Genomic DNA, 24,935 nt, shown 5'->3' with positions numbered 1-24,935 from the left:
GGCAAGCGATATCGCCAGATGAAGCGGCGGCGGCCGGCCTCGTCCTTTGAGGCCCCTTCGGGGCACCTCAGGATGAGGCCGGAGAGACGGCGCGGAATGCCTACCCCTCCTCCCGCATCGTCTCCCGCTGCGTAATGAGTCGGGCGCTGTGCTGGCCGCTCAGATAGATCCACAGCCAGTTCCAGGCGACAGCAAAGCGCGAGCGGGTGCCGATCAGGAAGTAGATATGGGCGATGCCCCAGATCCACCAGGCGATCCAGCCCTTGAGCTTGATCCGGCCGAAATCGATGATTGCCGCACTCTGGCCGATCGTTGCCAGGCTCCCCTGATGCCAATATCTGAAAGGCGCAGGCGCCGGTTTGCCGGACAGGCGGGCGCGGATGACTTTTGCCACGTAGCCGCCCTGTTGCTTGGCGGCGGGCGCTATGCCGGGCACGGGCTTGCCATCCTCCCGCATGACAGAGGCCGTATCACCGATAATGAAGACATCAGGCAGGCCCGGCGCGCTCAGATCCTTCTCGACGATGGCGCGCCCTGCACGGTCGGCTGGAATATCGAGCCACCGCGCCGCCGGTGAGGCGGTGACGCCCGCCGCCCAGACAATCGTGCGGCTGGGCGTGAAAGTCTCGCCGATTCGGACACCGTCGGCGCTGCACTCGGTGACCGGCTTGCCAAGAAGCACCTCGACCCCCAGTTTCTCCAGCGCCTTTTGCGCATAGGCCGAGAGCTCTTCGGCGAAGATGGGCAGCACCCGCGGGCCAGCCTCGACGAGCACCACACGGGTCTTGCGCGTATCGATATTGCGGAATTCCTTCGGCAGCGTGAAATGCGCGAGCTCGGCGATGATGCCGGCGAGCTCGACCCCGGTCGGCCCGGCGCCGACAATGGTGAAGGTCAGAAGCGCGTCGCGCACGGCGGGATCGGCCTCCATCTCCGCCTTCTCGAAAGCGAGCAGCACGCGGCGGCGGATCGTCGTTGCATCTTCCAGCGTCTTCAGGCCCGGTGCCACCGGCTCCCATTCGTCACGGCCGAAATAGGCATGTGTTGCCCCGGTCGCCAACACCAGCGTGTCATAACCGAGGGTCATGCCGTTGCGTAATGACACCGTCTTGGCGCCGCTATCGACACCGGTGACCTCGCCGAGCAGCACTGTCACGTCGGGCCGGTCGGCATAGAGGCGGCGGATCGGCCAGGCGATCTCCGAAGTGGAGAGAATGGTCGTCGCCACCTGATAGAGCAGCGGCTGGAAGAGATGATGATTGCGCCGATCAACCAGCGTGATCTTCGCACCAGCGCCCTTTAATCCGTTGACGAGTTGCAGCCCGCCGAAACCGCCGCCGACAACGACGACATGGTGATCGCTCATGCCTTGCCCCTTTGCGCCATCTTGCTGAAAGTCAATTTGGTCCTCGCCGCAAAGGTTGCAACCACCGTTTCGAAATGGCTCCCCTGCGCCGACCGCAGTCGACGGAGGCGTTTCGCGCGAAATACGCAGCGATTTTCGGGCGAGCACCGCATGTCGAAAATTAAAAATTTAATGCACGAGGAGCGCATCTGCGCCGCGCCGTAAATCCGAGATTACATATTCCTGCAATCCCCGCCAGCAAAGCTGGCCGAGCGGAAGTCACGTGTAGTGATCGCTGTCCGGCCGGCCTCATCTCTGCAAGCCGACATTGGTCGGCTTGCACGCAGTTCCGAGCGCCGCTGCGCAAGCGCCAATCAATAAGGACTGATGCACTGGCGACGGGGTCCATAATAGGGCTGGAACGTGTTATCGAAAGCCCTGTACGAACGATAACGCGCGTAGCACCAGCTCACATGGCTGCCGCCCCGCCCATAATAGACGGTAGAAGCATAGTTCCGGTAGGGCGGGGCATAATACCGTCCATAGTAGCGGTAGGGCGGGCCATAGTAGCGGTAAGGCGAGCCATAGTAGCGGTAGGGCGGGTCGTAATACCGGTAGGGTGGGTCGTAATACCGGTAGGGCGAGCCGTAATAGGGCTGGGACAATGCGCTGCCAATGATGGTGCCGACGGCTAGACCACCCAAGGCCCAGCCCCAATTATCCCGCCGATGATGCCCGCCTCTGCCACGCCACCGTACCTGCTCTATCTGTTGCTGCTGCGCCTCGATCTTGGGTGGGTTGATAGCGGGAAACGCCTGAGCCGGCGTGATCCCAGGGGCACCTATGATCAAGCATAACGCGGCGACGGTTAGCTTTCTCATGACTGTTCTCCTCTGTCCTCCAACTGGAGGAAATATCCTCCCCTCATCCTGAACCAAAGGTGAACGCAATATGTCGAAAACCGTTCCACAAAGAAACGAAATTAATCGCGATCGATGGCAAATTACGACTGATATCGCTATCGCCCATGCTAGTGCAGCTTCTCGGAGCGATGGCTCACCGCGCGTAGCCCACGGGTATCGCCATTCCATGTTTCAATTCTTCCATCGAGATCGACGCTGAAACGTCGAAGAGTTCCAGCTTGCGCACGATCTGCTTATAAATCACGTCGTAATGCTCGACGCGCGGCAGCACGATCTTCAGGATGTAATCGTGGTTTCCGGTCAGCCGGTGCGCCTCGACGATCTCGGGGATGTCGCTGATGATCCGGCGGAAGGCTTCCGTCCACTCGTCGGAATGGTGGGCCGTCTTGACGAGGGCGAAGACCGTCGTCGGCACGCCCATGCGTTCGCGGTCAAGCACGATGATGCGCCGGGCGATATGGCCGCTTTCTTCCAGCCGCTGAATGCGCCGCGAGCAGGCCGACACCGACAGCGCCACGCGCTCGGCAAGATCGGTTACGGATATGCCGGCATTCTTCTGCAGCATATCGAGAATGCGTCTGTCACGATCATCAAGCATGTGTGAAATGAACCCCTGCGCTCTCAATTTGCGTCATTTGGCCAATCGATGCAAAATAATAGCACCCCTTCCTCATAAAGGACAAACAATGCAAACGCGCCGCGCGACCATTGAGGCATCATTTTCGAAACTCGAAGCATGGGAGCACGGAGAGATGGAAACGATCGGCCTGATAGGCGGCATGAGTTTCGAAAGTTCGGCGGTTTATTACCGTCTGATCAACGAGATGGTGCGCGCGCGCCGCGGCGGCCTCGCCTCGGCAGAACTCATTCTGCATTCAGTCAATTTCGAGGAGATCGTCGCGCTTCAGAAGGCCGGCGACTGGGCTGGAGCGTCCCGCCGTCTCGGCGAGGTGGCCGAGCGCCTGCAGGCTGCCGGCGCCGGCTGCATTTTGATCTGCACCAACACCATGCATCTGATCGCCGATAAGGTCGCCGCAAAACTCTCCGTGCCGCTGATCCACATCATCGACGAAACGGCGAAATCGCTGCGTGCCGCTGGCCACAAGCGGCCGCTGCTGCTTGCAACCCGCTACACGATGGAGCACGGCTTCTATACCGACCGCATGAAAAGCCTTGGCCTCGATATCATGGTGCCAGACGCTGCCGACCGCGCCACCGTGCACGACATCATCTTCAACGAACTCTGCGCCGGCCAGGTGCGCGACAGCTCGCGCGACAAGCTGCTCGACATCATTGACCGCGCCGTGGAGCACGGCGCCGATAGCATCATCCTCGGCTGCACCGAGATCTGCCTGATCCTCGACCCCAATCGCCTGCCGCTGCCGGGCTTCGACACCACCGCGATCCACGCAAAGGCTGCAGTCGATTTCGCCCTTGGCACGGAGGACGCGGAGGCGGAAGAGGCTGCGTGAGGCAGCTTTAATTTAGTTGACTAGGTCAACTAAATGCATGACAAAGATGTTCTATCCGCAGACCTTGGTTGGTTCGCGAGCCTGATCTTCTTACTCGACGTCATCCTCGGCCTTGTGCCGAGAATCTGTTGCCCTATCGACCGGAGGCAGATGCTCGGGACAAGAGCATGACGGAAGGGTGAGTGGCCAACTTGCCATCAGCATGAGGTCTTCTTCCGGAGATCACCATGCCCGATACCGCCCTCATCGAAACCGCCCGCGATTTCAACCGCTTCTATACGAATTTCCTTGGCCTGCTGAACAAGGCCTATCTCGACTCGCCCTACACGCTGACGGGCGCCCGCATTCTCTTCGAGATCGGTTCGCATGACGGCATCAGCGCCACCGCGCTTGTCCGCGACCTGCATCTCGATCCGGCCTATCTCAGCCGCATCCTCAAGCGCTTCCGCGCTGAGGGACTGATCGAAACCAGCCCCGATCCGGCCGATCTGCGCAGCCAGATCATCACGGTCACCGAGCGGGGATATACACAATTCGAGGAACTCGGCCGGCGCGCCAATGCGCAGATCGCCGCCCGTTTCGACAATCTTGCGACCGGCGAGCCGCAGGCGGTCGTCTCCGCCATGGACACGATCCGCACCCTGCTCGACCCCGCGGCTAAACCCGCCCCCGCCGTCATCCGCGCCCACCGCGCCGGCGATATCGGCTGGATCGTGCAGAGCCAGGGGCGATTCTATGCCGAAGAATATGGCTGGGACCTGCGTTTCGAGGCGCTGGTCGCCGAAGTCGCCGGAAAATTCCTCGCCAATTTCGATCCCGAGAAAGAATATTGCTGGATCGCCGAACGTGGCGGCGTCAATGTCGGCTCCGTCCTCGTCGCCAATGGCGGCGACGGCGTTGCCAAGCTGCGGCTGCTCTATGTCGACAAGGCGGCCCGCGGTCTCGGGCTCGGCAAGCTGCTGGTCGACGAATGCATCCGCTTTTGCCGCCAGAAGGGTTACCGCGAGCTTTCGCTCTGGACCAACGACATGCTGGAGACCGCCCGCGCCATCTATATCAAGGCCGGATTCCGGCTTGTCTCCGAGGAGAGACATCGCATGTTCGGCCCCGAGACAAACGGTCAAACCTGGGTTCTCACCCTCTGAATCTTCTGCGTCGCAAAAGTTTCGCTTGATTTGGAAACGATCATTCCCTAATTAGGGAGACATGAACGCAACGACCCTTCACGAGAAGACCCGAAGCCGCGGCCGCCCGCGGGAATTCGACGCGGAGGCTGCACTCGATGCCGCCCTGCGCGTCTTTTCCGAGCGCGGCTACCACGCCGCCTCGATCAGCGAGCTCACCGAAGCCATGGGGCTCGCCGCCGGCAGCGTCTACAAGGCGTTCGGCGATAAGCGCGGCATCTTCCTCGCGGCATTCGACCGTTACCGCGCCGTGCGCCGCGGCCTGCTCGACGCCAGGCTCGCCGACGCCGAGCGCGGCCGCGACAAGCTCCATGCACTGATCACCTTCTTTGCCGGCTCGTCCCATGGTGAAATCGGCAGGCAGGGCTGCCTCGTCGTCGGCAGCGCCGGTGACCTCGCCCTCTTCGACGAGGAGGCGGCCGAACGCGTCGCCACCGCCTTCATCACCGACGAGGCGTTTTTGGCCGACCTGATCCGTCTCGGCCAATCCGACGGCTCGATTTCTTCGGATGTCGATGTCTCTGCCACATCGCTGGCGCTGCTCTGCCTCACCAAGGGCATGCGCGTCATCGGCAAGACGGGCCGCAGCGGCGAAGAAATGGCGGCCGCCGCCGAAGCCGCGATGAAACTGGTGACATGACACCCCGGAGGGTGCTCGGCACTCCAGGAGTTCCCAGCATTCCCAGGAGTGCTCGGCACTCCGGGAGTGCTCGCCCTCGCGCCGCGGCAGGAAGCGGGCCGGCGGCAAGACGATTTTACAACTAGTCCTTTCAATCATACCGGAGTTTTTGATGAGCATTTCAGCCACTACGCCGGATAATGCCATTCCACGCGCGCTACCCCCCTGGCTCACCTTTCTTTTCGCCTCCGCCTGCGGGCTGGTGGCCGCCAATCTCTATTACGGCCAGCCGCTTGCTGGCCCGATCAGCGCCGATCTCGGCTTCACGCCGGCCGCAACAGGGCTGATCGTTACGCTGACGCAGATCGGCTACGGCCTCGGCCTGCTGCTGATCGTGCCGCTCGGCGACCTCACTGAAAACCGCCGGTTGGTGCTGGCGTTGGTCGCCGTCTCCGCACTCGCCTTGATCGGTGCTGCGCTGTCGACAACACCCGCCATGTTCCTCACCGCCTCGCTGTCGATCGGCCTTGCCTCGGTCGCCGTCCAGGTGCTCGTGCCCTTCGCCGCCAACATGGCGCCGGATGCGACGCGCGGCCAGGTGGTCGGCAACATCATGAGCGGCCTGCTCTGCGGCATCATGCTCGCCCGCCCCTTCGCGAGCTTTCTCGCCGAGGCAGCCTCCTGGCACACGGTCTATTACGTCACCGCGGCGTTGATGATCGTGCTCGCCGTCGTACTGCGTGCCAACCTGCCCGTCCGCGTGCCGAAGACGAAGGTCGGCTATGGCGAACTGCTTGCCTCCATGGCGCATCTGGCGCTGACCTCGCGCGTGCTGCAGCGCCGCGCCCTCTACCAGGCCGGCATGTTCGGCGCCTTCAGCCTGTTCTGGACGACGACGCCCCTGTTGCTCGCAAGTCCCGCCTTCGGCCTGACGCAGAACGGCATCGCCCTCTTCGCGCTTGCAGGTGCGGCCGGCGCCGTCGCTTCACCGATCGCCGGCCGGCTCGCCGATCGCGGCATGACGAGGATCGCCTCGACGATCGCCATGCTCCTCGCCATGGCCTCCTTCCTGATCAGCCATCTCGCAGCCGACGGCTCGCTCACCGCGCTGATCCTGTTGACGGTCGCGGCGATCATGCTCGATTTCGGCGTGACGACCAATCTCGTCTGTGGCCAGCGCGCCATCTATGGGCTGAACCCGGAACATCGCAGCCGGCTGAATGGCCTCTTCATGGCCACCTTCTTTACCGGCGGCGCGATCGGCTCGGCACTCGGCGGCTGGGCCTATGCGACCGGCGGCTGGTCGATGACAGCCTGGATCGGCTTCGCCTTCCCGGCGCTCGCCTTCCTGCTATTTTTGACGGAAGGGCGCGGGAGGTAAGCCTACCGACGCACAATCCCGGAAATCGGAGTCGATCTCAGGATCATACGTGAGTTAAAGTCAGAGGACGACAGGGTTTTCTCATTCTTGGAGGGAGGCATTCGTTATGGAAATCGATGAAGAAAAGATCGACGACGCCGTTCTCGCTTTGCTCTAGCTGACGCTCCATGACGGCGATCGCGCCTGGAAAGGCTTCGACTGGGATGTCATGGATCGCCTGTACAAGAAGGGACTGATTGCCAATCCGCGAGGCAAGTCCAAGTCGGTCGTTCTGAGCGACGAAGGGTTGCAGCGGTCGGAGGAACTGTTTCGCGCGCTGTTTACGCGCGCGAAGTGACAGAGGCTCTCGCCACTCTAGCTTTCGGCTGAATCGAATCGCGAGCGGGCGGCGCGGACCGCATCGTGGTTCGCCTCCGCCCAGTTCAACAGCTGCGACAGCGGCTGGTAGAGCGAACGGCCGAGATCGGTCATCGAATATTCGACGCTCGGCGGCTTGGTCGGGAAGACCTCCCGAGCGATATAACCGTCCCTCTGCAGGTCGCGCAGCGTCTGCGTCAGCATGCGCTGCGAGATATCGGGAAGCATCCGCCTGAGCTCGCCGAAGCGGCGGGGCTCGGCCGCCAGCACCTCCAGCAGCAGCGTCGACCACTTGCCGCCGATCTGCTGCATCATGTCCCGGACCGGGCAATTGGAAAAATCGAGGCCGGCAAGATCGATCTCTCGCCGCCCCCCCGGCATCCTGTTCTTCAGACTGAGGACTGCGCCGCTCATCTGCTGGTTCCCTTCTGGTAACTTACAGCCGAAAAACTGCCTTCTTTACACCGCGAAGTCAATTCCTATTCTAGTGTTAGTCTCTTTTTGAGACCACCTCGCACAATGCAAAGGGAACGACCCATGAGCGAAACCATCCTGGTCACCGGCGCCGCCGGACAGCTCGGCCAGCGCGTCATCCATCACCTCATCGAAACCTACAAGGTCGCCCCCGGCCAGATCGTCGCGGCGACACGCAGCCCGGAAAAGCTCGCCGGGCTCGCCAGCAAGGGTGTCGCCACCCGCAAGGCCGATTTCGATGATGCCGCCAGCTTGGAACAGGCCTTCACCGGCATCGACCGCCTGCTGATTATCAGCACCGATGCGCTCGACACCCCCGGCAAGCGCCTCGCCCAGCACAAGGCCGCCGTCGCCGCCGCCGCCAAGGCGGGTGTCAAGCACATCGCCTACACCTCGATGCCGGCGCCCGACAATTCGCTCGTCACCTTCGCGCCTGACCATCTCGGCACTGAAAACGCTATTAAGGCAAGCGGCATCGCCTACACGATCATCCGCAACGCCTGGTACCACGACAATTACCTGCACAGCATGCCGCACAACCTGCAGGGCGGCAAATGGTACAGCGCCACCGGCGACGGCAAGGTCGCGACCATCTCGCGCGACGACTGCGCGCTGGCGATCGCCGCAGCCCTTGCCGCCGGCACCTCCGAAAGCGCCACCTACACGCTGACCGGCGCGGAGTCGCTGAATAACCGCGAGATTGCGGTCATCGTCTCCGAAGCATCAGGCAAGCCGCTCGAAGTAGTCGACGTCAATGACGAACAGCTCGGCCAAGGCATGCGCGGCGCCGGCCTCCCTGGCTTCGTCGCCGACATGCTGGTCTCCGCCGACGCCAACATCCGCGCCGGCAACTTCGACATCGTCACCGAGGATTTCACCAGGCTGGCGGGCAAACAGCTGCAATCGCTGAAGGATTTCTTCGTGGCGTATAAGGCCGCTTTGACTGCTTCGGACAATGCCGGAGGTCATTGAGCTTTTCGTACCTCCCTGCGCTGCGCAGGGATGAACGAGCTCAAATTTCAGGCGCTGAAAATCTCATCAGGTGTGTGAGTCACTCACGGCGCAGACGCGCCGTGGCTGGATTCCTGTGCTTGTCACAGGAATCCAGCGCGCCCAAGTCCTTGGGCGGAAAAGACTTTTCTTCACCTCCCATTGAAGCGCGCATCGCAAAGGCGATGACGGGCTTCGAAGGAACCAACCCTTCCTTAAACCACCTGTCCGCAAGCCCGGCAAAACCGCCGCACCGTCTCGGCCATCCCATACTCTAGCGCATCGGCGGTCAGCCCGTGGCCGATCGAGACTTCGGCAAGGTCGGGAATCCGCTTAACCAATGCCGGCAGGTTCGCGACCGTCAGATCGTGCCCGGCGTTGACGGCAAGACCGATGGCGAGCGCGGCATCCGCCGTCTTCCCGAGCGCTTCGAGGATCGGCGTTGTCCGTTCCGGCGCGTCATAGCAGCCGCCATAGGGACCAGTATAAAGTTCGATCCGGTCGGCGCCTGTTTCTTTCGCCAGCTTTACCGCGTCCGCATTCCCATCGCCGTCGGCAAAGAGCGAGACGCGATATCCCATCTTCTTTAACCGCGCGACGACATCGGTCAGGAACCCGTGGTGCTTGCGGAAATCCCAGCCGTGGTCGGAGGTTGCCTGCGCGGGATCATCGGGCACCAGCGTCACCTGCTCGGGTGCGGCGCCGGCGCAGAGTTCGAGGAATTCCTCGGTGGGATAGCCCTCGATGTTGAACTCAGCCTGCGGGAATTCGTCGTCGATAAGATTGCGGATCACGGGCAGGTCGGAAAAGCGGATGTGGCGCTGGTCGGGACGCGGATGCACGGTCAGGCCGCTGGCGCCTGCGGCAAGGGCGATTCGCCCGAGCGCTTCGACGCTCGGCCAGGGCAGGTCGCGCCGGTTGCGCAGCATGGCGATGGCATTGAGGTTCACGGAGAGCTTGGCGGGCATGGCTGGCATCCATCGGTCACGGAAACGGAAGGTCCGCTTTTAAGCCAAGTGCCTGGCGATGGCCAACGAGATTCGCAGATAGATGCGATGCCGGTCGCTGATGAAAGCCCAGCATTTCCAACAAGCATTGACCGGGAAGAGTATTTACCGTCGCCTTTCAAGGCGACTGGCTGATGCGGCGGCGCAACACATGTTTTGCGGCAGCACACACGAAATCACGCCGTCACGTTGCTATCCCATTTAAAAGAGATTATTTTTAGCACTTATAAAAACAATCGTTCACGCATAACGTGGACATTGTATCGCGTAATCGTACGCCGCGTACTGCTTCTTTCCCCACGAATAAGACCGCCTAGAGGAAACCCCACTCGCCGCGCCCGGGAAGCAACTGGCAAATCCGCGTGAGGTGCAACAAGATGCCCTAGGAGGGTTCATGCCAGACGGTTCCAAACGCCTGTTTGCTGCCGCCGGTTTCGCTTCGGAGGCCCGGTCGAAATACCGGTTCCTGCCTTCGGCCGCGCTGCCGCCGGATCTACCGGAAGGTCCAGTGCCCATTGCCGATATGGCCAACGCTTTCGGCGTTACGCACAGGACGCTGCATTTCTATGAAGAGAAGGGATTGATTTCGGCCAACCGCATCGGCCTGATGCGGGTCTACGGCCAGGACGAAGTGATGCGCATGGCCGTCATCACCGTCTGCCGCGAGACGGGCATGCCGATTGCCGTGATCCAGGAATTGATGGACGAGCTTCGCAAAGCCGATTCGCAGGAAAGGGCCGAGGCAATGTTCCGCGAGGCCTTGCAGGTGCGTCGGCGCGAGCTGACGGCGGAGATGTCGACGCTGCACCGCCAACTCCAGCAGGTCGGCGACCTCCTTGATTACGACGGCAGCATCGAGACGCAGCCGCTCAACGACAATCAGGACAGTTCCAGCCTGACCCCGCAGGAAAAGCGCTGCCTGGAATTAATGGCGGAAGGCTATTCCACCCAGCGCATCGCCCGGGCACTCGACCTGAAACACGACGAGACGAGGGATCTCGAAGCCGCAATCATCCTGAAATTCCGCGCCAACAACCGCTTTCAAGCAATCGCCAAGGCAATCCTGCTCGGCATCGTGCAAGCCTGATAGACTCGAACCCGATGGCCGCCACCGTCCTTTCCCGCCGAACCCGGATCAGCGAACGATCGTCAAGGTCTCCGCCGCGCGAGTGATCGCTGTATAGAGCCAGCGTTCGCGCGTGTCGCGAAAGGCCCAGCTCTCGTCGAACAGCACGACATCGTTCCATTGTGAGCCCTGCGCCTTGTGAACGGTCAGCGCATAGCCGTAGTCGAACTCGTCGTAGCGCTTGCGGGTATTCCAGGGAATCTCGCCTTCGACATCCTCGAACGCCTGTTTCAACAGCTTGATCTTGGCCGCCCCCCGGTCCATGTCGTCGTCCTCGGGACGGACGAGCAGGTTGATGCCGGGTTTTGTCGTTTCCTTCGACGAGGTCATCACCTGCCACAGCGAGCCGTTGAGCAAGCCCTTGGCGGGGTCGTTTCGGAGGCAGACGAGCTTGTCGCCGGTCTGCGGATAATCGGCGTTAAAGCCTTTCAGCTCGCGCAGGCGCTGATTGTAGCGCCGCCGGGTGCGGTTGGTGCCGACGAGCACCTGGTCGGCATTAAGCACCAGCTGCTGCGTCACCTCGTTCTTCGAGATCACCTTGGCCGTGCCGTAGTCGCCGTACATCACCTCATTGCCTTCGCGCACCTGCATGGCGAGCTTGATAATCGGATTGTCGCGCGCCTGGCGGTGAATATCGGTGAGGAGGTAATCCGGTTCTTGATTGGTGAAGTAACCGCCGCCCGAAACCGGCGGCAGCTGGCCGGGATCGCCAAGCACCAGGATCGGCGTGCCGAAGCTCATCAGGTCCTTGCCGAGCGCCTCGTCGACCATCGAACATTCGTCGACGATGATCAGTGCGGCTTTCGCGACCGGGCTCTGCCGGTTGATCGAAAACATCGGCGCGATGGAGGTCTTGCCGGTTTCCTCGTCCTCCACCGCCTCCTCGCCGCGTGGCCGATAGATCAGCGAATGGATCGTCTTGGCATTGGAGGCGCCGCGCGAGCGCAGCACCTGCGCGGCCTTGCCGGTGAAGGCGGCAAACAGCACATCGCCGTCGACATTCTCGGCGAAATGCCTGGCAAGCGTCGTCTTGCCCGTTCCGGCATAGCCGAACAGGCGAAAGAGCGGCGAGCGCCCTTCATTCAGCCATTTCGAAACAGCCTTCAGGGCTTCGTCTTGTTGCGGCGCAAATTGCATGGCCCGCCGACTTGGCAGGATTCGCAGCCGTTAGGCAAGGCGGAAAACGGCAAATCACCGGCCCGAACGATCATCCGTTCCATTGGCGGTCCGCCCCGCTCACACACATCGACGGGTCCTGGCCGACGACATCGGTCAGAAAGTCCAGAACCGTCCTGACGCGCAGCGGCATGTTCCGCCTCGAGGGATAGACGACCGTGATCGGCAGGCGGCTCGGCTGAAAATTCTCCATCACGGGAATCAGTCGGCCGGCGGCGATGTCGTGCACGGCGATGATATGGGAAAGCACCGCCAGGCCGGCGCCGGCGAGCGCCGCCCTATGAATGGCAATCGCGTTGCAGGCGGTCAATCGCGGCGTGATCCTGACCGGAATGTCTTCCGACCCGTTCGAGAAGGACCATGTGCACGTGTCGCCTGCCCTATCATAGCACAGGCATTCATGTTCCCTGATATCCTTTGGCACGCGCGGTGCCGCCTTGCGCGCGAGATAAGCAGGCGACGCGACGAGGAACGCCGTCGTCCAACCGATCCGGCGACAGACGAGGCTGCTGTCGGCGACCGAACCGAGCCGCACTTCCAGATCGAGGCGCTCCTCGATCATATCGGAGCTCTGTTCCCGGAAGATGAGTTCGACTGAAAGCTTCGGGTGGGCGGCAAGAAGATCGCCGAGCCTTTCGCTCAAATAGAGGCCGAGCGGCGCGGGCACGCTGAGCCTCACCTTCCCCGAGGCCGTGGCGCCGTTCGAGCCTGCCGCATCGCCAAGCTCCTCCACCGCTTCGAGAATTCGGAGCGCCATCGGCAGCATGCGCTCCCCTTCCGCCGTCAGCGACAGGCCGTTCGTCGTACGATGCAGGAGGCGGGTGTTGAAATGGCTTTCGAGGGACGCAACCTGCCGCGAAACCGCCGGCTGCGTCACGTCGAGGTCGTGCGCCGCCGCCGAGAAGGACCCCGTCTCCACGACGCGCTGGAAGGTCCGCAACGCCGAAACGATATCCATCCCTGCCCCCTCATACTTTTGCGCATAGGCTTTATGCAGGCAGACTAAGCGAGAATGGCTTTACAGTCCAGCGATTACGGATATCTTTTATCCATAAGGATACATAATATCCTTAATGGAAGGAGAAAGACATGACTCAGCGATTGAACTACGCCCAGCAATCCCCCGAGCTTTTTAAGAAATTCATGGAATTCAGCATGGCGCTGAAGAGCAGCGTCATTGACGAGAAGCTGCAGGCGCTCATCGAGATCCGCGCCTCGCAGCTCAACGGATGCGGCTTTTGCCTCGACATGCATGTGAAGCAGGCAAAGATCCACGGCGAGACGGAATTGCGGCTCCACCACGTCGCCATCTGGCGAGAATCGAACCTGTTCGTCCCGCGCGAGCGCGCAGCCCTTGCCTGGACCGAAGCCCTGACGAAGCTTCCCGAAGGCGGTATTTCCGACGAGATCTACGAACGGGTGCGCGGCCAGCTTTCCGAGAAGGAAATCTCCGACCTGACCTTCGTCGTCATGGCCATCAATGCCTGGAACCGCGTTAATGTCGGCTTCAAGACCGTGCCCGGCTCGGCCGACAAAGCCTATGGCCTCGATAAGGCGGGCCTGAACTAGCCCTCGAACTTCATTGAGAAGATTCAGCTTTGACGCTGTCGCACCGCGGCAGCGAATGGAGATCTGTTATGAAAATCGTCGTCATCGGCGGAACCGGCCTCATCGGTTCAAAGACTGTCGAACGCCTGCGCAAGCGCGGGCATGAGGTGATCGCCGCCTCACCGAACTCCGGCGTCAATACGATCACCGGAGAAGGACTGGCCGAAGCGCTCGCCGGTGCCGAAGTCGTACTCGACCTTGCCAATTCGCCCTCCTTCGAGGACAAGGCCGTGCTCGAATTCTTCCAGACCTCGGGGCGCAATCTGCTCGCCGCCGAAAAGGCCGCCGGCGTGAAGCACCATATCGCGCTTTCCGTCGTCGGCACCGAACGCCTGCAGGACAGCGGCTATTTCCGCGGCAAGCTCGCCCAGGAAAAGCTGATCACGGCATCAGGCATTCCCTACACCATCGTGCATTCGACGCAGTTCATGGAATTTCTCGGCGGTATCGCCCAGTCGGGCACCATCGGCGGTACAGTCCGCCTGTCGCCGGCCTATGTGCAGCTGATCGCGTCCGACGACGTCGCCGATGCAATGGCTGATGTGGCGCTTTCGCCGGCCGTCGACGGGATGATCGAAATCGCCGGCCCAGAACGGGTCCGTCTCAGCGAACTCGTCGCCCGCTATCTGAAGGCGATGAAGGACCCGAGGACCGTCGAGGCCGACGCCGAGGCGAAATATTTCGGCGCCAGGCTGAACGACCAGTCGCTCGTTTCCGACGACGATCCGCGCCTCGGCTCGATCACCTTCGAACAGTGGTTCGCCACATCCGCTCGGCCGAAATGATAGGCCTCTTCACCCAGGCAATAAGGAGATTCCCATGATCAAGTCATCATTCCTCGCCGTCGCCCTCGCCCTTCTGGCAACGACCGGCGCTTCCGCCCATGACAGCAGCAAGTCCGCCAAGGTAGCGCTCGTCTATGAGCACGAACTGCCGAACGTGCCGGGCAAGAGCATCAAGGGCGTGCTGGTCGAATACGGGCCCGGCGGCTTCTCCGAAGGCCATACCCATCCGGACTCGGCCTTTATCTACGCCACCGTGCTGGAGGGATCGATCCGCAGCCAGGTCAATGACGGTCCGGTCAAGACCTATCAGGCCGGCGAGAACTTCTCGGAAATGCCGGGCGACCGCCATGGCGTCAGCGCCAATGGCAGCGAGACGCAGCCAGCTCGCCTGCTCGCTGTCTTCGTCGTCGACACCGACCAGAGAGAATTGACCTACCCCCTCAAGAAGTAGGCAACCTCCAAGCCTGTCCGCGCGGGACCGATGCTTGCGCGGACAGCCGACATGCTCAATCATGTGCCGCCCGCCCTCCCGGAGACAGAGAGATGATCTACGACGCGCTCTTCGGCAAGCCGCTGAATTCTCTCATTACAGTCGGCTGCGCCGGCATCGTGGTCTGGTATTTCCTCTCCAGCCAGCGGCCGACGACGCGGCTGGTGGTGCAGATCCTCTTCTTTGCAGTGATGACGCTTATCCTCATCGCAAGCGGCATCGACCCTCACCGGTTTCAGAGATACGATTCCCTGGATCCGCAGGCCCTGCTCGTCATTCTGGCGAAATCGCTCTGGTGGGTTCACCTGGCTTGGGCGGTCATCGGCTTCATCCGGCTCTATCTCGTGCTGGAGGGCAACCCGCGCGAGGCGCGCCTGCTGCAGGACCTCGTCGTCGGCGTCGTCTATATCGGCATGGCGCTCTCAATCCTGGCCTTCGTCTTCGGCGTGCCGATCGGAACCCTTGTCGCGACCTCAGGCGTCGTCGCCATCATCCTTGGCCTCGCGCTGCAGAACACGCTCGCCGACGTCTTCTCCGGCATCGCGCTAACCCTCGGCCGGCCCTATGTCATCGGCGACTGGATTCTTCTGAGCGACGGCACGGAGGGACGCGTCGTCGAGAGCAACTGGCGCGCCACACACATCCTGACCGGTGCAAGCAATGTCGTCGTTCTCCCGAACAGCTTCATGGCGAAGCTGGGACTGACCAATATCAGCCGGCCGGACGAAACCCATCTGCTGGCCCTCACCATCCGCGTCGCCCCAACGCGCATGCCTGCAGCGATCCAGCAAGTTATGGGAACAGCACTGGCAAGCTGCAATTCGATCTTGCGCGAGCCGCCACCCGTCGTCGCGCTCAAGGGACTTGATGCCGCAGCACTGGAAATCGATCTCTATTTTCGAGTGACGAGCCCGAACCAGCGCGCCACGGCGCGAAGTGAGGTGCTCGATCTGGTCTACCGCCATTGCAAATCGGCCGGCCTACTGCTGGCAGCACCGGCCGGCGCCACGATCGTAACGACTGGCCTGCCGACGGAAGAGGGCGCGCGCCCGCCCGGCGTGACACCGCTCGAATTGATCGAGGCCATTCCGGTCTTTGCGACGCTGACATCAGAGGAAAAGGCAAAGCTCGCCGAAACGACCGCTATCCGGCAGTTCCGCAAGGGCGACGTGATCGTGCGGGAGGGCGAAATGCTGCCCTCGTTGATGATGGTGCGCGCCGGCATCATCGCCGCCCGGCATGCGGACGAGGAGCGCGGACGGCTGGCGCCCGGCGATTTCTTCGGCGAGACCGGCCTGCTCGCCGGCATGCAGGAAGGCTGCACCCTAGAGGCGCTGACGCCGGTGACGGCCTATGAAATCAATCAGGAGGCCTTCGCCCCGCTGCTCGCCGAACGCCCGGCCCTGGCCGAAGAAATCGCCGAACAGCTTGCCGGCCGCGCCGAGCGCTTCCGCGACGGCGTCGCCCTGCCGGCGGAACAGGTGCGCAGCGCCCATGCCATCCTGAAGACTATAAGGACGATTTTCAGGGCGTAGGTTTCACCCTCAGCCGGCGCGCTTCAGCACCCACTCGAACGTGTCCCGCCAGATATCCGGCGGAACCTCTTCGGATAGGGTGCCGACGAGATCGGAGAGGCGGACACGACGCAGCGTGTTGCGCCAGGCCTCGTCGGCTTCCCACATGACGCGGGCGACCGCGCAGGGCTTGCTGTCGCAATAGCCGGCCGGTCGGCAGGGATTGTTCTCGCGGATATTTGTGCAGGTGAAGCTGCGCGCCTTGCCCTCGACAGCCTCGACGATGTCAAGGAAACTGATCTCCGACGAGGGCCTGGCAAGCCTGTAGCCGCCGCTCGGGCCGAGCGTGGTTTCGACGAGGGAAGCCTGAGAAAGGCTCTGCAGCGCCTTGGAGAGATATTCCTTCGGCAGGCCATGAAGCTCTGCGAGCGCCTTGGTGGAGAGATACCTGCCGTCGGGCAGGCCCGCGAGAATGGCGCAGCAGTGAAGCGCCCACTCGACCTGGCTTTTCAGGATCATTCAGCAACTCATCATGGCTGGCTCTGCGAGCGGAATTAAGGATATATGTTATCCGCGAATGGCCATGATGTAAATGACCTGTAAAAGCAGGGTGTTGTGTGGCGAATGATAATTCGCCTGCCAGAAAACTTTCTCCACTTGGGAATAAAACCGCCTCGCCTCGTGTCTCATCTCAGGTAGCGCGAAATCGCGTGCCTAACCCGAGGAGAAACATCATGAAGTCCGTGAAATTCCTATCCGTCGTCGCAGCTGGCGCCCTTGCCGCAGCCGCCGCTTTCGCAGCCGCGCCCGTCAAGGAAGTCGAATCCGCCAAGGGTAAGGTTCTCGCCGGCGAAAACGGCATGACCCTCTACACCTTCAAGAAGGACGCCAAGGGCGTTTCCAACTGCTACGACGATTGCGCCAAGAACTGGCCGCCGCTAATGGCCGCTTCCGATGCCAAGGCCGATGGTGCATATTCAATCATCGATCGCAAGGATGGCACGAAGCAATGGGCCAAGGACGGCATGCCGCTCTATTACTGGGTCAAGGACAAGAAAATGGGCGACATCACCGGCGATGGCGTCGGCGGCAACTGGGACCTTGCCAAGCCCTGATGTGACGGCAAGAGAGCTGGCGTGAAGACACCCGCACCCGAAAGTTTCGAGGGCCAGATCCTGGCCCTCCTTCCCTCGCTCAGGCGCTATTCGCGCAGCCTCACGCGCTCGGATGCCGATGGCGAGGATCTGCTTCAGGATTGCGTCGAGAAGGTTCTGGCGCGCCGCGGTCAATGGCGCGGCCTCAACTTGCGCGGCTGGGTCCTGACCATCATGACCAATCTTTACCGCAACGGCCGGCGCGGCAAGGCGCGCGACGGCATGCTCGAGCTCGACGCCGCAGGAGATATGGCAGCACCTGAAGCGCCGGCCGATCCGCTGGAACGCACCCGGCTCGATAACGCGCTGAACAGCCTTTCGGAGGAGCACCGCGCCGTGCTGATGCTCGTGGTCATCGAGGGATATAGCTACAGCGAGGTCGCCGCCGCGCTCGATATCCCCATCGGCACCGTCATGTCCCGCCTGTCGCGCGCGCGCCGGCGCGTCGCTGAACACCTGAAGGCCGATAACATCATTACGCTTCGGAGACCGAAATGAACGAGACCAACCCGATCGTCACCGAAGCCGATCTCCACGCCTATGCCGACGGCCAGTTGCCAGAAACGGCGCGCGCCCGTGTCGAGGCCTTCCTTGCCGACAATCCCGACGAGGCGGCGATGGTCGCTGAATGGCAGGGGCAGAATACGGGCATCCGCTCGCTCTTTGCCGGTTACGAGAAAGCCAGAGATAGCGATCCCCTGCTCGTATCACCGCCGCGCACCCTCTCGCCGGTGACGAACCGCTGGGCAGTCGCCGCCGCAGCGCTCGTCGTCTTTGCGCTCGGTGCCGTCAGCGGCCATTATGGCCCGGCCCTTCTGGCAAAGCCGGACCTGCAGCTAGCCGGTTCCGAAACCCTGCCGAAACAGGCCGAGACCGCCTTCACCGTCTATGCCGCCGAGGTTCGCCACCCGGTCGAAGTCTTCGCCGACGAGGAGGCCCATCTCGCCACCTGGCTCGGCAAGCGGCTGGCGATCCAGAACCTGAAGATCCCGAACCTGCAGCCGCTCGGCTTCAAGCTGGTCGGCGGACGCCTGCTGCCGGTCGACGGCAAGCCGGGCGCCATGTTCATGTATGAGAACGAGGCCGGCGAACGCCTGACCGTGATACTCGGCCGCAAGAAGGAAAACCGCACGACGAGCTTCCGCTTCGCCTCATCGGGCAATCTCGAAACCTTCTACTGGATCGACGGCGAACTCGGTTATGCCGTCACCGGCGAAATCTCGCGCGAAACCCTGCGCGGTGTGGCCGAAGAATGCTACCGGCAGTTTCCGTCGTGAGGATCAGCGCAGCGGATCGTTGACGAGCTCGATCGGTTGCCCATGCGGTGTGGCTTCAGCCGCCCGCTGCCAGCTCTGCTGCAGGTCGAGGATCTCGTGCACATCGACGATGCCGTGGTTGGAAAGCGCTTCCACCCAACAGTCGAAATAGTCGCTGCCGTCTTCGGCCCGACCGCGGCTGTTCAACTGCATCGAGAGCGCATGGGTCCATTCGTCCCAGTCGAAGAGGCCTTTTTCATATAGCCCGACCACCATGGCGAAGGCATCGGCCATCCATGGCTCGGCAAAGACCGGCTCGCCCTCCGGTGACTTCGGCAGGCCGGGTGATTGCGTCAAGGGCGTCGTTTCATGCTCGTTCAAGATAACTCTCCCACGCGTCTATAGAGACCGTCAGCGACGGGTCCGCGCCCTCGCCCCAAATCTCGCCGCCGTCGAAAACGACGGTATAGAGCCATTGCGGATTCTCGCCCTTGCCATGGGCATTATCATCGGGAAAGACGAAGGAGCCCTGCACCGCTTCAACGACGCCGGCCTTGGCACGGGCATAGCGCGGCAATCGCGTATGGGTCGCCGGATTGAAATTCTTCGTCTTCACCCGCTCGCCGACAGCAAATCGCGGCTCGTCATCCACCGGCCTGTCGCAAGGGCCGCCCTTGGCGAGCACAGCTGGCACCATCTCCGCCTTCAGCACCCGTTTCGGCGCCGTGCCCTCCTGCAGCTTGTGGCCGAACAAGAGCTCCTCACGCGTCGCAAAGCCGTGCCGTTCCAGCAGCGTCTCGACGCCGCGGTTCCAAATCTCGTAATAGCTCGCCGACAGGTAGTCGGCCGGCGGGATTTTCTCGCGCGCATGTCGGCTTTCATCGATCGTCCACGCGCCGAAAGCCCCGCAGGAGAGCGTGATGCCGAGCGCACGCTTTTCCCATTCGCCATGGAAATAGGGCTCGTCCTTCTCAGGCGCGACAGGACCGAAGCCCATCTGCCCGCCGAGATCGTGCGGTCCGTTCATGACAGTGCCTCCGGGCTGTCGGCCACGGCCGTGCCGATCATCGCATCGCGGCTGACGAGACCGGCAAGTGCTGTCTCATCCATTCCTTCCGTGCCTTCGGGGCGCTCCGGGATCACGAGATAACGCAGCTCCGCCGTCGAATCCCAGACGCGGATCTTCTTGCCCTCCGGCAGGGTCAGCCCGAATTCGGCGAGCACGCCGCGCGGATCGATCACCGCCCGCGAACGATAGGCCGGCGCCTTGTACCAGACCGGCGGCAGGCCGAGCACCGACCAGGGATAACAGGAGCAGAGCGTGCAGACGACTAGATTATGGGTCTCGGCCGTATTGAAGACGGCGCGCATATGCTCGCCTTGCCGGCCAGTGTAACCGAGACTGGCGATCGCCGCCGTCGCATCGCGCCTCAGCCAGTCGGCAAAACCGGGATCGCTCCAGGCCTTGGCGACGACCTGCGCGCCATTCCTCGGCCCGACCTTGGTTTCGTAAGTCTCGACGATCGCATCGATGGCATGAGGGTCGATCAACCCTTCTCCGTCAGCAGCGTTTCCAGCGCCTTCACGCGGGCCTGCATGTCGGAGTAGTGGTTGTCGTGATCGTGGTGATGGTCGTGGTCGTCGTGCATCGCAAAATCCTCCCGGGACGGCAATCGGCCGCCCTGTTTCCTTAATGCGTGCGGCTCGTTCCTCCTCCTCTTCTCCCCAGCGGGGGTCCGAAGGACGGGTTGAGACCAGCGGCTCAACCCCGGTCGGTGGCCCGACGGGTCGGATATGGGGGCCACACGGCACACCCGTCATTGTTGCCCCTCGCTTGCGCTCCGTGCATTCGCGGCTTTCGCCGCTCACCCCTCATCTGCCTGCCGGCATCTTCTCCCCGCTGGGGAGAAGGGGTAACGAAGCGACGCCTCGCCTTCCCTCAAAACATCCTTCGGGGAAATATTCACTGCTCTTTGTACTATACACCACTACCCCGCCAAGCCCTCCTATCCCGCTCACACTTTTTCGCTAATCTCCCGCCATGAACATCCTGATTCTCGGCGCAACCGGCTTCATAGGCTCCGTCGTCGCGGCCCGGCTCGTTGCGGACGGGCACGCCGTGACCGGGCTCGGCCGCAATCCCGCGCGAGCCCGCCTGAAGCAACCGGCGATCGACTGGCGGCAGGCTGACCTCTCGCGGATGACAAAGCCCGAGGGCTGGGAGGGTTTCCTCAAAGACCAGCACGCCGTCGTCAACTGCGCCGGCGCCCTGCAGGACGGGCTCTCGGACGATGTCGCTGCGACCCAGGGGGATGCGATGCTGGCGCTCTATGCCGCGGCGAAACGGTCCCGTCCCCTAATCGTGCAGATATCGGCAAGGACCGCCGGCGCGGCAGGCGAACTGCCCTTCCTCGCAACCAAGCGGCGGGCCGACGAGGCGCTGGCGGCAAGCGGCCTGCCTCATCTCATCCTGCGCCCTGCCCTCGTGCTCGGCCGCAATGCCCATGGCGGCTCGTCATTGCTGCGAGCGCTCGCCGCCTTTCCGCTGGCGCTGCCGCTCGTCCATGCGGAGAGCCCGGTCGAAACGCTTTCGGTGGATGATGTGGCGGAGTCCGTGTCGCGGGCGATCGCAAGCGACCTTCGCGGCGATATCGATCTCGCATCCAGCGAGGTGCTGACGCTCGCCAAACTTGTCAGCCTTCACCGGCAATGGCTGGGCCTGGCGCCTGTCCGCGTCTTTTCGCTTGCTCCCTGGCTTACGCGACCGGTGACCTGGCTTGCCGATATGGCAGGCCTGCTCGGCTGGCGTTCGCCGCTGCGCTCGACCGCGATGACCGTGATGTCGGAGGGCATACGAAGCAAGGGAGAAAGCGGACTCACCGCGACATCGGCGGCGGCGACGCTCGCGGCCAATCCCTCCGGCGTGCAGGATCTCTGGTTCGCCAGACTCTATCTCCTGAAGCCGCTCGTCATATCGGGCCTGTCGGCCTTCTGGCTGCTCTCCGGCCTGATCCCGCTGCTTTCTTTGGAAAGGGCCTCCGCGCACTTCCTGCCCTTCATGCCCGAAGCGGCGGCAACGGCGCTGACGCTCGCGACCTGCCTCATCGATGTGGCGCTCGGCGCCGCCGTGCTTGTTCGCCCGCTCGCCAGACGCGCCCTTCTCGGCATGCTCGCCGTCTCGTTGGCCTATCTCGCTGGCGGCACCCTTCTCGAACCCGCGCTCTGGCTCGATCCGCTCGGCCCCCTCGTCAAGGTGCTGCCGTCGGTCCTGCTGACGCTGACGGCGCTTGCCACCCTGGATGAACGCTGATGCTCGAGGAATGGCTGCTGCTTGCCCATGTCATAGGCGCGACCGTGCTCTTCGGCACCGGTGCCGGCATCGCCTTTTTCATGGTGATGGCGCACCGCACGCGTGATCCCGCCCTGATCGCTCATGTCGCCGAAACGGTGGTGATCGCCGATACAGTCTTTACCGCCACCGCCGCGATTCTCCAGCCGGTGACCGGCTATCCCCTCGCCCGCATGATCGGCTGGGACCTGTCGGAAGGCTGGATAGCTCTCTCGCTACTGCTTTACGTCATCACCGGTCTCTTCTGGCTGCCGGTCGTCTGGATCCAGATCCGCCTGCGCGATCTCGCCCGCGCCGCTGCGGCATCGGCAAGCGCCCTGCCGCCGTCCTATTTCAGCCTCTACCGCGTCTGGTTTGCTTTCGGCTTCCCGGCCTTCTCAGCCGTCATCGGCATTTTTTGGCTGATGCTGACGAAACCGGCGATCGCATTATTTTAACATCGGCCAGAGGCTCGCCACCAGAAGCGCCGCCATGGTGATGTTGAACCACTTCAGCCGCACGGGATCGGAAAGCCATTTCCTGAGTGCCGAGCCGAAGCCCGCCCAGGTCGAGACGCTCGGCACGTTGACCACCGCGAAAGCCAGGCCGACGATCAGCACGCTGGCAAGGTAGAGTTCGGGATTGGTGTAGGTCGCCATTGCCGTGACCGCCATCACCCAGGCTTTCGGGTTGACCCACTGGAAGGCCGAGACGAAGGACATCGGCGCCGCACTGCTCCTGCCTTCGCTCAGCGAACGCGAGGCGGCGATCTTCCAGGCGATCCAGACAAGATAGGCGCCGCCGGCGAACTTCAGAACCGTATAGACCAGGGGCATCGTGTGCAGCAGCGCCCCGAGCCCGAGGCCGACGCCGATCAGCAGCGGAAAGAAACCGGCGCCGATGCCGGCCATATGCGGGATCGTCCTGCGGAAGCCGAAATTCACGCCCGAGGCGAAGAGCATCATATTGTTCGGCCCCGGCGTGATCGACGTCGTGAAGGCGAAGAGAACAAGGGCGAGAAACGTATCCAGCTGCATGCGACCTCCCGAAGCCGGCTTTATTTAGGTCAGCGTAACTGCCCTAAACTCCTGACGCCATTACATGATTGTCATGGTGACAGGATTGGTTGAAAGATAAGAACGCTACGCAATCTCCTGAAAAATGGATAAAATCATGCAGGGCGACCCCATCCCTTCCGTCAAATTCCCAAACGGCACGGAAGTGCCGGCGCTCGGCCTGGGAACCTGGGCCATAGGCGAGGATGCCGGCTATGCCAAAATGGAGATTGAAAGCCTCATGGCGGGCATCGATCTCGGCATGACGCTGATCGACACCGCCGAAATGTATGGCGACGGCGGCGCCGAGGAGATCGTCGGCCAGGCGATCCGGGGACGGCGCGACGAGGTCTTCCTCGTCAGCAAGGTCTATCCCTGGAATGCCAGCCTGAAAGGCACGGTCGAAGCCTGCGAACACAGCCTGGAACGGCTTGGCACCGACCGCATTGACCTCTATCTCCTGCACTGGCGCGGCAACCATCCGCTGGCCGAGACTGTCGCCGCCTTCGAAATGCTGAAGGCATCGGGCAAGATCGGCGCCTGGGGCGTCTCCAACTTCGACACCGACGACATGGAGGAACTGCTCAGGGTCCCCGACGGCGCCAATGTCGCCGCCAACCAGGTGCTCTACAATCTCTCCCGCCGCGGCATCGAATATGATCTCCTGCCCTGGTGCCAGAGCCGCGGCATTCCCATCATGGCCTATTCGCCGATGGAGCAGGGACATATCCTGCATCATCCCGAACTCATCCACATCGCCAAGGCCTATCAGGCGACTCCCGCCCAGCTGGCGCTCGCCTTCCTGCTCGAACGCGACGGCGTCATCGCCATCCCGAAGACGTCGAATGCCGAACGCGTGGCGGAGAACCGCGACTGCGTCTCGCTTGAGATCACCGATGAGGACTGGCAGGCGCTCGACGCCGCCTTCCCGCCGCCGGCAATGAAAAAGCCGCTGGAGATGCTGTGATCTCCAGCGACTCGAACTGCTGACAAGCCCGCCAACTCCTCTTTCGTCATGCTCGGGCTTGTCCCGAGCATCTGCGCCGCTCGATACGTGGGCAGATCCTCGGCAGAAGGCCGAGGATGACGCCGAGGAAGGGATGAAGCTTTTGTGCCTCACATTCCCTGCGCGCCGCGGTTCATCGCCGCGATGCCGGTGCGGCAGACTTCGATGAGGCCGAGCGGCTTCATGATCGCGATGAACTGATCGATCTTCGAGGACTTGCCTGTGATCTCCAGGATGAAGTGATCGATCGTTGCATCCACGACCTTGGCATGGAAGGCATCGGCAAGGCGAAGCGTCTCGGCGCGCATCTCGCCCTCGCCGACCACCTTGACCAGCGCCACTTCACGCTCGATCGGCCGTTCCTGGCCAAGTTCGCGGGCGCGCACCGTCAGATCGACGACCCGGTGAACCGGCACGATACGATCGAGCTGCGCCTTGATCTGCTCCAGCACGTGCGGCGTGCCGCGGGTGACGATGGTGATGCGGGAGAGATGCGCCTGATGCTCGGTCTCGGAAACCGTGAGGCTTTCGATATTGTAGCCGCGGCCGGAGAACAGGCCGATCACGCGGGCAAGAACGCCCGGTTCGTTATCGACGAGCACCGAAAGCGTATGGCTCTCAATCGCCGTCGTTTCCGGCGAGATGAAGTAGGCAGAGCCCGTGGGCTGAAGATGTGCGTTCATGG

General features: G+C 62.4%; 29 protein-coding genes and 1 pseudogene. 17 read left to right on the top strand and 13 right to left on the bottom strand.

Translation table 11 applies throughout. The features are described 5' to 3' along the window. Positions 1 to 100 precede the first annotated feature (100 nt). From PYR71_RS11055 to PYR71_RS11045, 3 genes are all read right to left on the bottom strand, one after another. Positions 101 to 1,366, bottom strand: coding sequence for an NAD(P)/FAD-dependent oxidoreductase (locus PYR71_RS11055; protein ID WP_275619368.1), 1,266 nt, complete (start codon positions 1,364 to 1,366; stop codon positions 101 to 103). Between the two features lie 353 nt (positions 1,367 to 1,719). Next, positions 1,720 to 2,226, bottom strand: a complete 507-nt coding sequence (locus PYR71_RS11050; RefSeq protein WP_275619367.1) for a BA14K family protein — start codon at positions 2,224 to 2,226, stop codon at positions 1,720 to 1,722. 175 nt (positions 2,227 to 2,401) lie between these two features. Beyond that, entirely contained in the window at positions 2,402 to 2,866 is a 465-nt protein-coding gene (locus PYR71_RS11045; protein WP_097579000.1) for an Lrp/AsnC family transcriptional regulator, read from the bottom strand. 154 nt (positions 2,867 to 3,020) lie between these two features. On the opposite strand from PYR71_RS11045, the gene PYR71_RS11040 reads away from it, so the two are divergent. From PYR71_RS11040 to PYR71_RS11020, 5 genes are all read left to right on the top strand, one after another. Beyond that, on the top strand, positions 3,021 to 3,740 hold the full coding sequence (locus tag PYR71_RS11040) for an aspartate/glutamate racemase family protein (RefSeq protein ID WP_275619600.1): 720 nt from the start codon (positions 3,021 to 3,023) through the stop codon (positions 3,738 to 3,740). Between the two features lie 227 nt (positions 3,741 to 3,967). Beyond that, positions 3,968 to 4,885, top strand: a complete 918-nt coding sequence (locus PYR71_RS11035; protein WP_275619366.1) for a bifunctional helix-turn-helix transcriptional regulator/GNAT family N-acetyltransferase — start codon at positions 3,968 to 3,970, stop codon at positions 4,883 to 4,885. A gap of 61 nt (positions 4,886 to 4,946) precedes the next feature. After that, positions 4,947 to 5,564, top strand: a complete 618-nt coding sequence (locus PYR71_RS11030; protein ID WP_275619365.1) for a TetR/AcrR family transcriptional regulator — start codon at positions 4,947 to 4,949, stop codon at positions 5,562 to 5,564. 151 nt (positions 5,565 to 5,715) lie between these two features. Next, positions 5,716 to 6,924 (top strand): MFS transporter, encoded by a 1,209-nt coding sequence (locus PYR71_RS11025; protein ID WP_275619364.1) that lies wholly within the window; start codon positions 5,716 to 5,718, stop codon positions 6,922 to 6,924. 157 nt (positions 6,925 to 7,081) lie between these two features. Further along, positions 7,082 to 7,261 carry a DUF6429 family protein gene (locus tag PYR71_RS11020; protein WP_246723830.1) on the top strand — a complete coding sequence of 60 codons (180 nt, stop codon included), beginning with the start codon at positions 7,082 to 7,084 and terminating at the stop codon, positions 7,259 to 7,261. 17 nt (positions 7,262 to 7,278) lie between these two features. Here the strand turns inward: PYR71_RS11020 and PYR71_RS11015 are convergent, their stop codons facing one another. After that, complete coding sequence (locus PYR71_RS11015; protein WP_183912829.1) at positions 7,279 to 7,695, bottom strand: winged helix-turn-helix transcriptional regulator; 417 nt, start codon at positions 7,693 to 7,695, stop codon at positions 7,279 to 7,281. Positions 7,696 to 7,818: 123 nt separating this feature from the next. Between PYR71_RS11015 and PYR71_RS11010 the strand changes: the two genes are divergently transcribed. Continuing rightward, the gene (locus PYR71_RS11010) at positions 7,819 to 8,727 is read left to right on the top strand and encodes an SDR family oxidoreductase (RefSeq protein WP_275619363.1); all 909 of its coding nucleotides are present in this window, start codon (positions 7,819 to 7,821) and stop codon (positions 8,725 to 8,727) included. Between the two features lie 233 nt (positions 8,728 to 8,960). Here PYR71_RS11010 and PYR71_RS11005 read toward each other — a convergent pair whose 3' ends face one another. Then, entirely contained in the window at positions 8,961 to 9,713 is a 753-nt protein-coding gene (locus tag PYR71_RS11005; protein WP_275619362.1) for a pyridoxine 5'-phosphate synthase, read from the bottom strand. A 433-nt stretch (positions 9,714 to 10,146) separates the two neighbouring features. Here PYR71_RS11005 and PYR71_RS11000 point away from each other — a divergent pair, with 433 nt between their 5' ends. Then, a complete protein-coding gene (locus tag PYR71_RS11000) occupies positions 10,147 to 10,839 on the top strand; it encodes a MerR family transcriptional regulator (protein WP_275619361.1) in 693 nt (230 codons plus the stop codon). A 48-nt stretch (positions 10,840 to 10,887) separates the two neighbouring features. Here PYR71_RS11000 and PYR71_RS10995 read toward each other — a convergent pair whose 3' ends face one another. After that, on the bottom strand, positions 10,888 to 12,015 hold the full coding sequence (locus PYR71_RS10995; protein WP_275619360.1) for an ATP-dependent DNA helicase: 1,128 nt from the start codon (positions 12,013 to 12,015) through the stop codon (positions 10,888 to 10,890). Between the two features lie 70 nt (positions 12,016 to 12,085). After that, positions 12,086 to 13,012 (bottom strand): LysR family transcriptional regulator, encoded by a 927-nt coding sequence (locus tag PYR71_RS10990; RefSeq protein ID WP_275619359.1) that lies wholly within the window; start codon positions 13,010 to 13,012, stop codon positions 12,086 to 12,088. Between the two features lie 131 nt (positions 13,013 to 13,143). Here PYR71_RS10990 and PYR71_RS10985 point away from each other — a divergent pair, with 131 nt between their 5' ends. The 4 genes from PYR71_RS10985 to PYR71_RS10970 all read left to right on the top strand — a co-directional run bounded on the left by PYR71_RS10985 (position 13,144) and on the right by PYR71_RS10970 (position 16,472). Then, positions 13,144 to 13,623: a carboxymuconolactone decarboxylase family protein gene (locus PYR71_RS10985; RefSeq protein WP_275619358.1), complete on the top strand. Its 480-nt coding sequence runs from the start codon at positions 13,144 to 13,146 to the stop codon at positions 13,621 to 13,623. Positions 13,624 to 13,691: 68 nt separating this feature from the next. Then, on the top strand, positions 13,692 to 14,447 hold the full coding sequence (locus PYR71_RS10980) for an SDR family oxidoreductase (RefSeq protein ID WP_275619357.1): 756 nt from the start codon (positions 13,692 to 13,694) through the stop codon (positions 14,445 to 14,447). 34 nt (positions 14,448 to 14,481) lie between these two features. Beyond that, positions 14,482 to 14,898, top strand: a complete 417-nt coding sequence (locus tag PYR71_RS10975) for a cupin domain-containing protein (RefSeq protein WP_275619356.1) — start codon at positions 14,482 to 14,484, stop codon at positions 14,896 to 14,898. Between the two features lie 92 nt (positions 14,899 to 14,990). Continuing rightward, the gene (locus tag PYR71_RS10970) at positions 14,991 to 16,472 is read left to right on the top strand and encodes a cyclic nucleotide-binding domain-containing protein (RefSeq protein ID WP_275619355.1); all 1,482 of its coding nucleotides are present in this window, start codon (positions 14,991 to 14,993) and stop codon (positions 16,470 to 16,472) included. Positions 16,473 to 16,481: 9 nt separating this feature from the next. Here PYR71_RS10970 and PYR71_RS10965 read toward each other — a convergent pair whose 3' ends face one another. Further along, the gene (locus PYR71_RS10965; protein WP_275619354.1) at positions 16,482 to 16,970 is read right to left on the bottom strand and encodes an RrF2 family transcriptional regulator; all 489 of its coding nucleotides are present in this window, start codon (positions 16,968 to 16,970) and stop codon (positions 16,482 to 16,484) included. A 215-nt stretch (positions 16,971 to 17,185) separates the two neighbouring features. Here PYR71_RS10965 and PYR71_RS10960 point away from each other — a divergent pair, with 215 nt between their 5' ends. Genes PYR71_RS10960 through PYR71_RS10950 form a run of 3 tightly spaced genes read left to right on the top strand, consistent with a single transcriptional unit; the run spans position 17,186 to position 18,882 of the window. Further along, a complete protein-coding gene (locus PYR71_RS10960) occupies positions 17,186 to 17,566 on the top strand; it encodes a COG4315 family predicted lipoprotein (protein ID WP_275619353.1) in 381 nt (126 codons plus the stop codon). 21 nt (positions 17,567 to 17,587) lie between these two features. Then, positions 17,588 to 18,103 carry an RNA polymerase sigma factor gene (locus PYR71_RS10955; RefSeq protein ID WP_275619352.1) on the top strand — a complete coding sequence of 172 codons (516 nt, stop codon included), beginning with the start codon at positions 17,588 to 17,590 and terminating at the stop codon, positions 18,101 to 18,103. Beyond that, entirely contained in the window at positions 18,100 to 18,882 is a 783-nt protein-coding gene (locus PYR71_RS10950; RefSeq protein WP_275619351.1) for an anti-sigma factor family protein, read from the top strand. Before PYR71_RS10955 ends, PYR71_RS10950 begins: the two co-directional genes overlap by 4 nt. A gap of 3 nt (positions 18,883 to 18,885) precedes the next feature. On the opposite strand, the gene PYR71_RS10945 is transcribed toward PYR71_RS10950, so the two are convergent. From PYR71_RS10945 to nthA, 3 genes and pseudogenes are all read right to left on the bottom strand, one after another. Further along, complete coding sequence (locus PYR71_RS10945) at positions 18,886 to 19,242, bottom strand: nitrile hydratase accessory protein (RefSeq protein WP_275619350.1); 357 nt, start codon at positions 19,240 to 19,242, stop codon at positions 18,886 to 18,888. Further along, positions 19,229 to 19,888: a nitrile hydratase subunit beta gene (gene nthB, locus PYR71_RS10940; protein WP_275619349.1), complete on the bottom strand. Its 660-nt coding sequence runs from the start codon at positions 19,886 to 19,888 to the stop codon at positions 19,229 to 19,231. The genes PYR71_RS10945 and nthB overlap by 14 nt, the downstream gene beginning before the upstream one ends. Next, positions 19,885 to 20,510: pseudogene (nthA, locus tag PYR71_RS10935) on the bottom strand (nitrile hydratase subunit alpha). The gene nthB and the pseudogene nthA overlap by 4 nt, the downstream one beginning before the upstream one ends. 392 nt (positions 20,511 to 20,902) lie before the next feature. Between nthA and PYR71_RS10930 the strand changes: the two are divergent. Together PYR71_RS10930 and PYR71_RS10925 are read left to right on the top strand one after the other, a co-directional pair. Continuing rightward, positions 20,903 to 22,171: an SDR family oxidoreductase gene (locus tag PYR71_RS10930; RefSeq protein WP_275619348.1), complete on the top strand. Its 1,269-nt coding sequence runs from the start codon at positions 20,903 to 20,905 to the stop codon at positions 22,169 to 22,171. After that, positions 22,171 to 22,647, top strand: coding sequence for a DUF2269 family protein (locus PYR71_RS10925; protein WP_275619347.1), 477 nt, complete (start codon positions 22,171 to 22,173; stop codon positions 22,645 to 22,647). Before PYR71_RS10930 ends, PYR71_RS10925 begins: the two co-directional genes overlap by 1 nt. Here the strand turns inward: PYR71_RS10925 and PYR71_RS10920 are convergent. Continuing rightward, positions 22,639 to 23,226 carry a LysE family translocator gene (locus PYR71_RS10920; protein WP_275619346.1) on the bottom strand — a complete coding sequence of 196 codons (588 nt, stop codon included), beginning with the start codon at positions 23,224 to 23,226 and terminating at the stop codon, positions 22,639 to 22,641. The two genes, PYR71_RS10925 and PYR71_RS10920, sit on opposite strands and share 9 nt — an antisense overlap. 136 nt (positions 23,227 to 23,362) lie before the next feature. Between PYR71_RS10920 and PYR71_RS10915 the strand changes: the two genes are divergently transcribed. Then, entirely contained in the window at positions 23,363 to 24,211 is an 849-nt protein-coding gene (locus tag PYR71_RS10915) for an aldo/keto reductase (RefSeq protein ID WP_275619345.1), read from the top strand. Between the two features lie 149 nt (positions 24,212 to 24,360). Here the strand turns inward: PYR71_RS10915 and ilvN are convergent, their stop codons facing one another. Beyond that, positions 24,361 to 24,933, bottom strand: coding sequence for an acetolactate synthase small subunit (ilvN, locus tag PYR71_RS10910; protein ID WP_275619344.1), 573 nt, complete (start codon positions 24,931 to 24,933; stop codon positions 24,361 to 24,363). Between the last annotated feature and the right edge of the window lie 2 nt (positions 24,934 to 24,935).

Origin of the sequence: Rhizobium mulingense (genome assembly GCF_029194105.1) — a bacterium.
Classification (GTDB): domain Bacteria; phylum Pseudomonadota; class Alphaproteobacteria; order Rhizobiales; family Rhizobiaceae; genus Rhizobium; species Rhizobium mulingense.
Note: the sequence above shows the minus strand (reverse complement) of the source record. Positions and strands in the feature narration are given on the sequence as shown.

Coding starts and splice junctions, on each gene's coding strand:
- PYR71_RS10960 (WP_275619353.1), top strand. CDS start 17,186: ATGAAGTCCGTGAAATTCCTATCCGTCGTCGCAGCTGGCGCCCTTGCC.
- PYR71_RS10950 (WP_275619351.1), top strand. CDS start 18,100: ATGAACGAGACCAACCCGATCGTCACCGAAGCCGATCTCCACGCCTAT.
- PYR71_RS10990 (WP_275619359.1), bottom strand. CDS start 13,012: ATGGATATCGTTTCGGCGTTGCGGACCTTCCAGCGCGTCGTGGAGACG.
- PYR71_RS11040 (WP_275619600.1), top strand. CDS start 3,021: ATGGAAACGATCGGCCTGATAGGCGGCATGAGTTTCGAAAGTTCGGCG.
- PYR71_RS11015 (WP_183912829.1), bottom strand. CDS start 7,695: ATGAGCGGCGCAGTCCTCAGTCTGAAGAACAGGATGCCGGGGGGGCGG.
- PYR71_RS10985 (WP_275619358.1), top strand. CDS start 13,144: ATGACTCAGCGATTGAACTACGCCCAGCAATCCCCCGAGCTTTTTAAG.
- PYR71_RS11050 (WP_275619367.1), bottom strand. CDS start 2,226: ATGAGAAAGCTAACCGTCGCCGCGTTATGCTTGATCATAGGTGCCCCT.
- PYR71_RS10995 (WP_275619360.1), bottom strand. CDS start 12,015: ATGCAATTTGCGCCGCAACAAGACGAAGCCCTGAAGGCTGTTTCGAAA.
- PYR71_RS10965 (WP_275619354.1), bottom strand. CDS start 16,970: ATGATCCTGAAAAGCCAGGTCGAGTGGGCGCTTCACTGCTGCGCCATT.
- PYR71_RS11045 (WP_097579000.1), bottom strand. CDS start 2,866: ATGCTTGATGATCGTGACAGACGCATTCTCGATATGCTGCAGAAGAAT.
- ilvN (WP_275619344.1), bottom strand. CDS start 24,933: ATGAACGCACATCTTCAGCCCACGGGCTCTGCCTACTTCATCTCGCCG.
- PYR71_RS11000 (WP_275619361.1), top strand. CDS start 10,147: ATGCCAGACGGTTCCAAACGCCTGTTTGCTGCCGCCGGTTTCGCTTCG.
- PYR71_RS10930 (WP_275619348.1), top strand. CDS start 20,903: ATGAACATCCTGATTCTCGGCGCAACCGGCTTCATAGGCTCCGTCGTC.
- PYR71_RS10970 (WP_275619355.1), top strand. CDS start 14,991: ATGATCTACGACGCGCTCTTCGGCAAGCCGCTGAATTCTCTCATTACA.
- PYR71_RS11055 (WP_275619368.1), bottom strand. CDS start 1,366: ATGAGCGATCACCATGTCGTCGTTGTCGGCGGCGGTTTCGGCGGGCTG.
- PYR71_RS10920 (WP_275619346.1), bottom strand. CDS start 23,226: ATGCAGCTGGATACGTTTCTCGCCCTTGTTCTCTTCGCCTTCACGACG.
- PYR71_RS11030 (WP_275619365.1), top strand. CDS start 4,947: ATGAACGCAACGACCCTTCACGAGAAGACCCGAAGCCGCGGCCGCCCG.
- PYR71_RS11035 (WP_275619366.1), top strand. CDS start 3,968: ATGCCCGATACCGCCCTCATCGAAACCGCCCGCGATTTCAACCGCTTC.
- PYR71_RS11005 (WP_275619362.1), bottom strand. CDS start 9,713: ATGCCCGCCAAGCTCTCCGTGAACCTCAATGCCATCGCCATGCTGCGC.
- PYR71_RS11010 (WP_275619363.1), top strand. CDS start 7,819: ATGAGCGAAACCATCCTGGTCACCGGCGCCGCCGGACAGCTCGGCCAG.
- PYR71_RS10980 (WP_275619357.1), top strand. CDS start 13,692: ATGAAAATCGTCGTCATCGGCGGAACCGGCCTCATCGGTTCAAAGACT.
- PYR71_RS10915 (WP_275619345.1), top strand. CDS start 23,363: ATGCAGGGCGACCCCATCCCTTCCGTCAAATTCCCAAACGGCACGGAA.
- nthB (WP_275619349.1), bottom strand. CDS start 19,888: ATGAACGGACCGCACGATCTCGGCGGGCAGATGGGCTTCGGTCCTGTC.
- PYR71_RS11025 (WP_275619364.1), top strand. CDS start 5,716: ATGAGCATTTCAGCCACTACGCCGGATAATGCCATTCCACGCGCGCTA.
- PYR71_RS10975 (WP_275619356.1), top strand. CDS start 14,482: ATGATCAAGTCATCATTCCTCGCCGTCGCCCTCGCCCTTCTGGCAACG.
- PYR71_RS10925 (WP_275619347.1), top strand. CDS start 22,171: ATGCTCGAGGAATGGCTGCTGCTTGCCCATGTCATAGGCGCGACCGTG.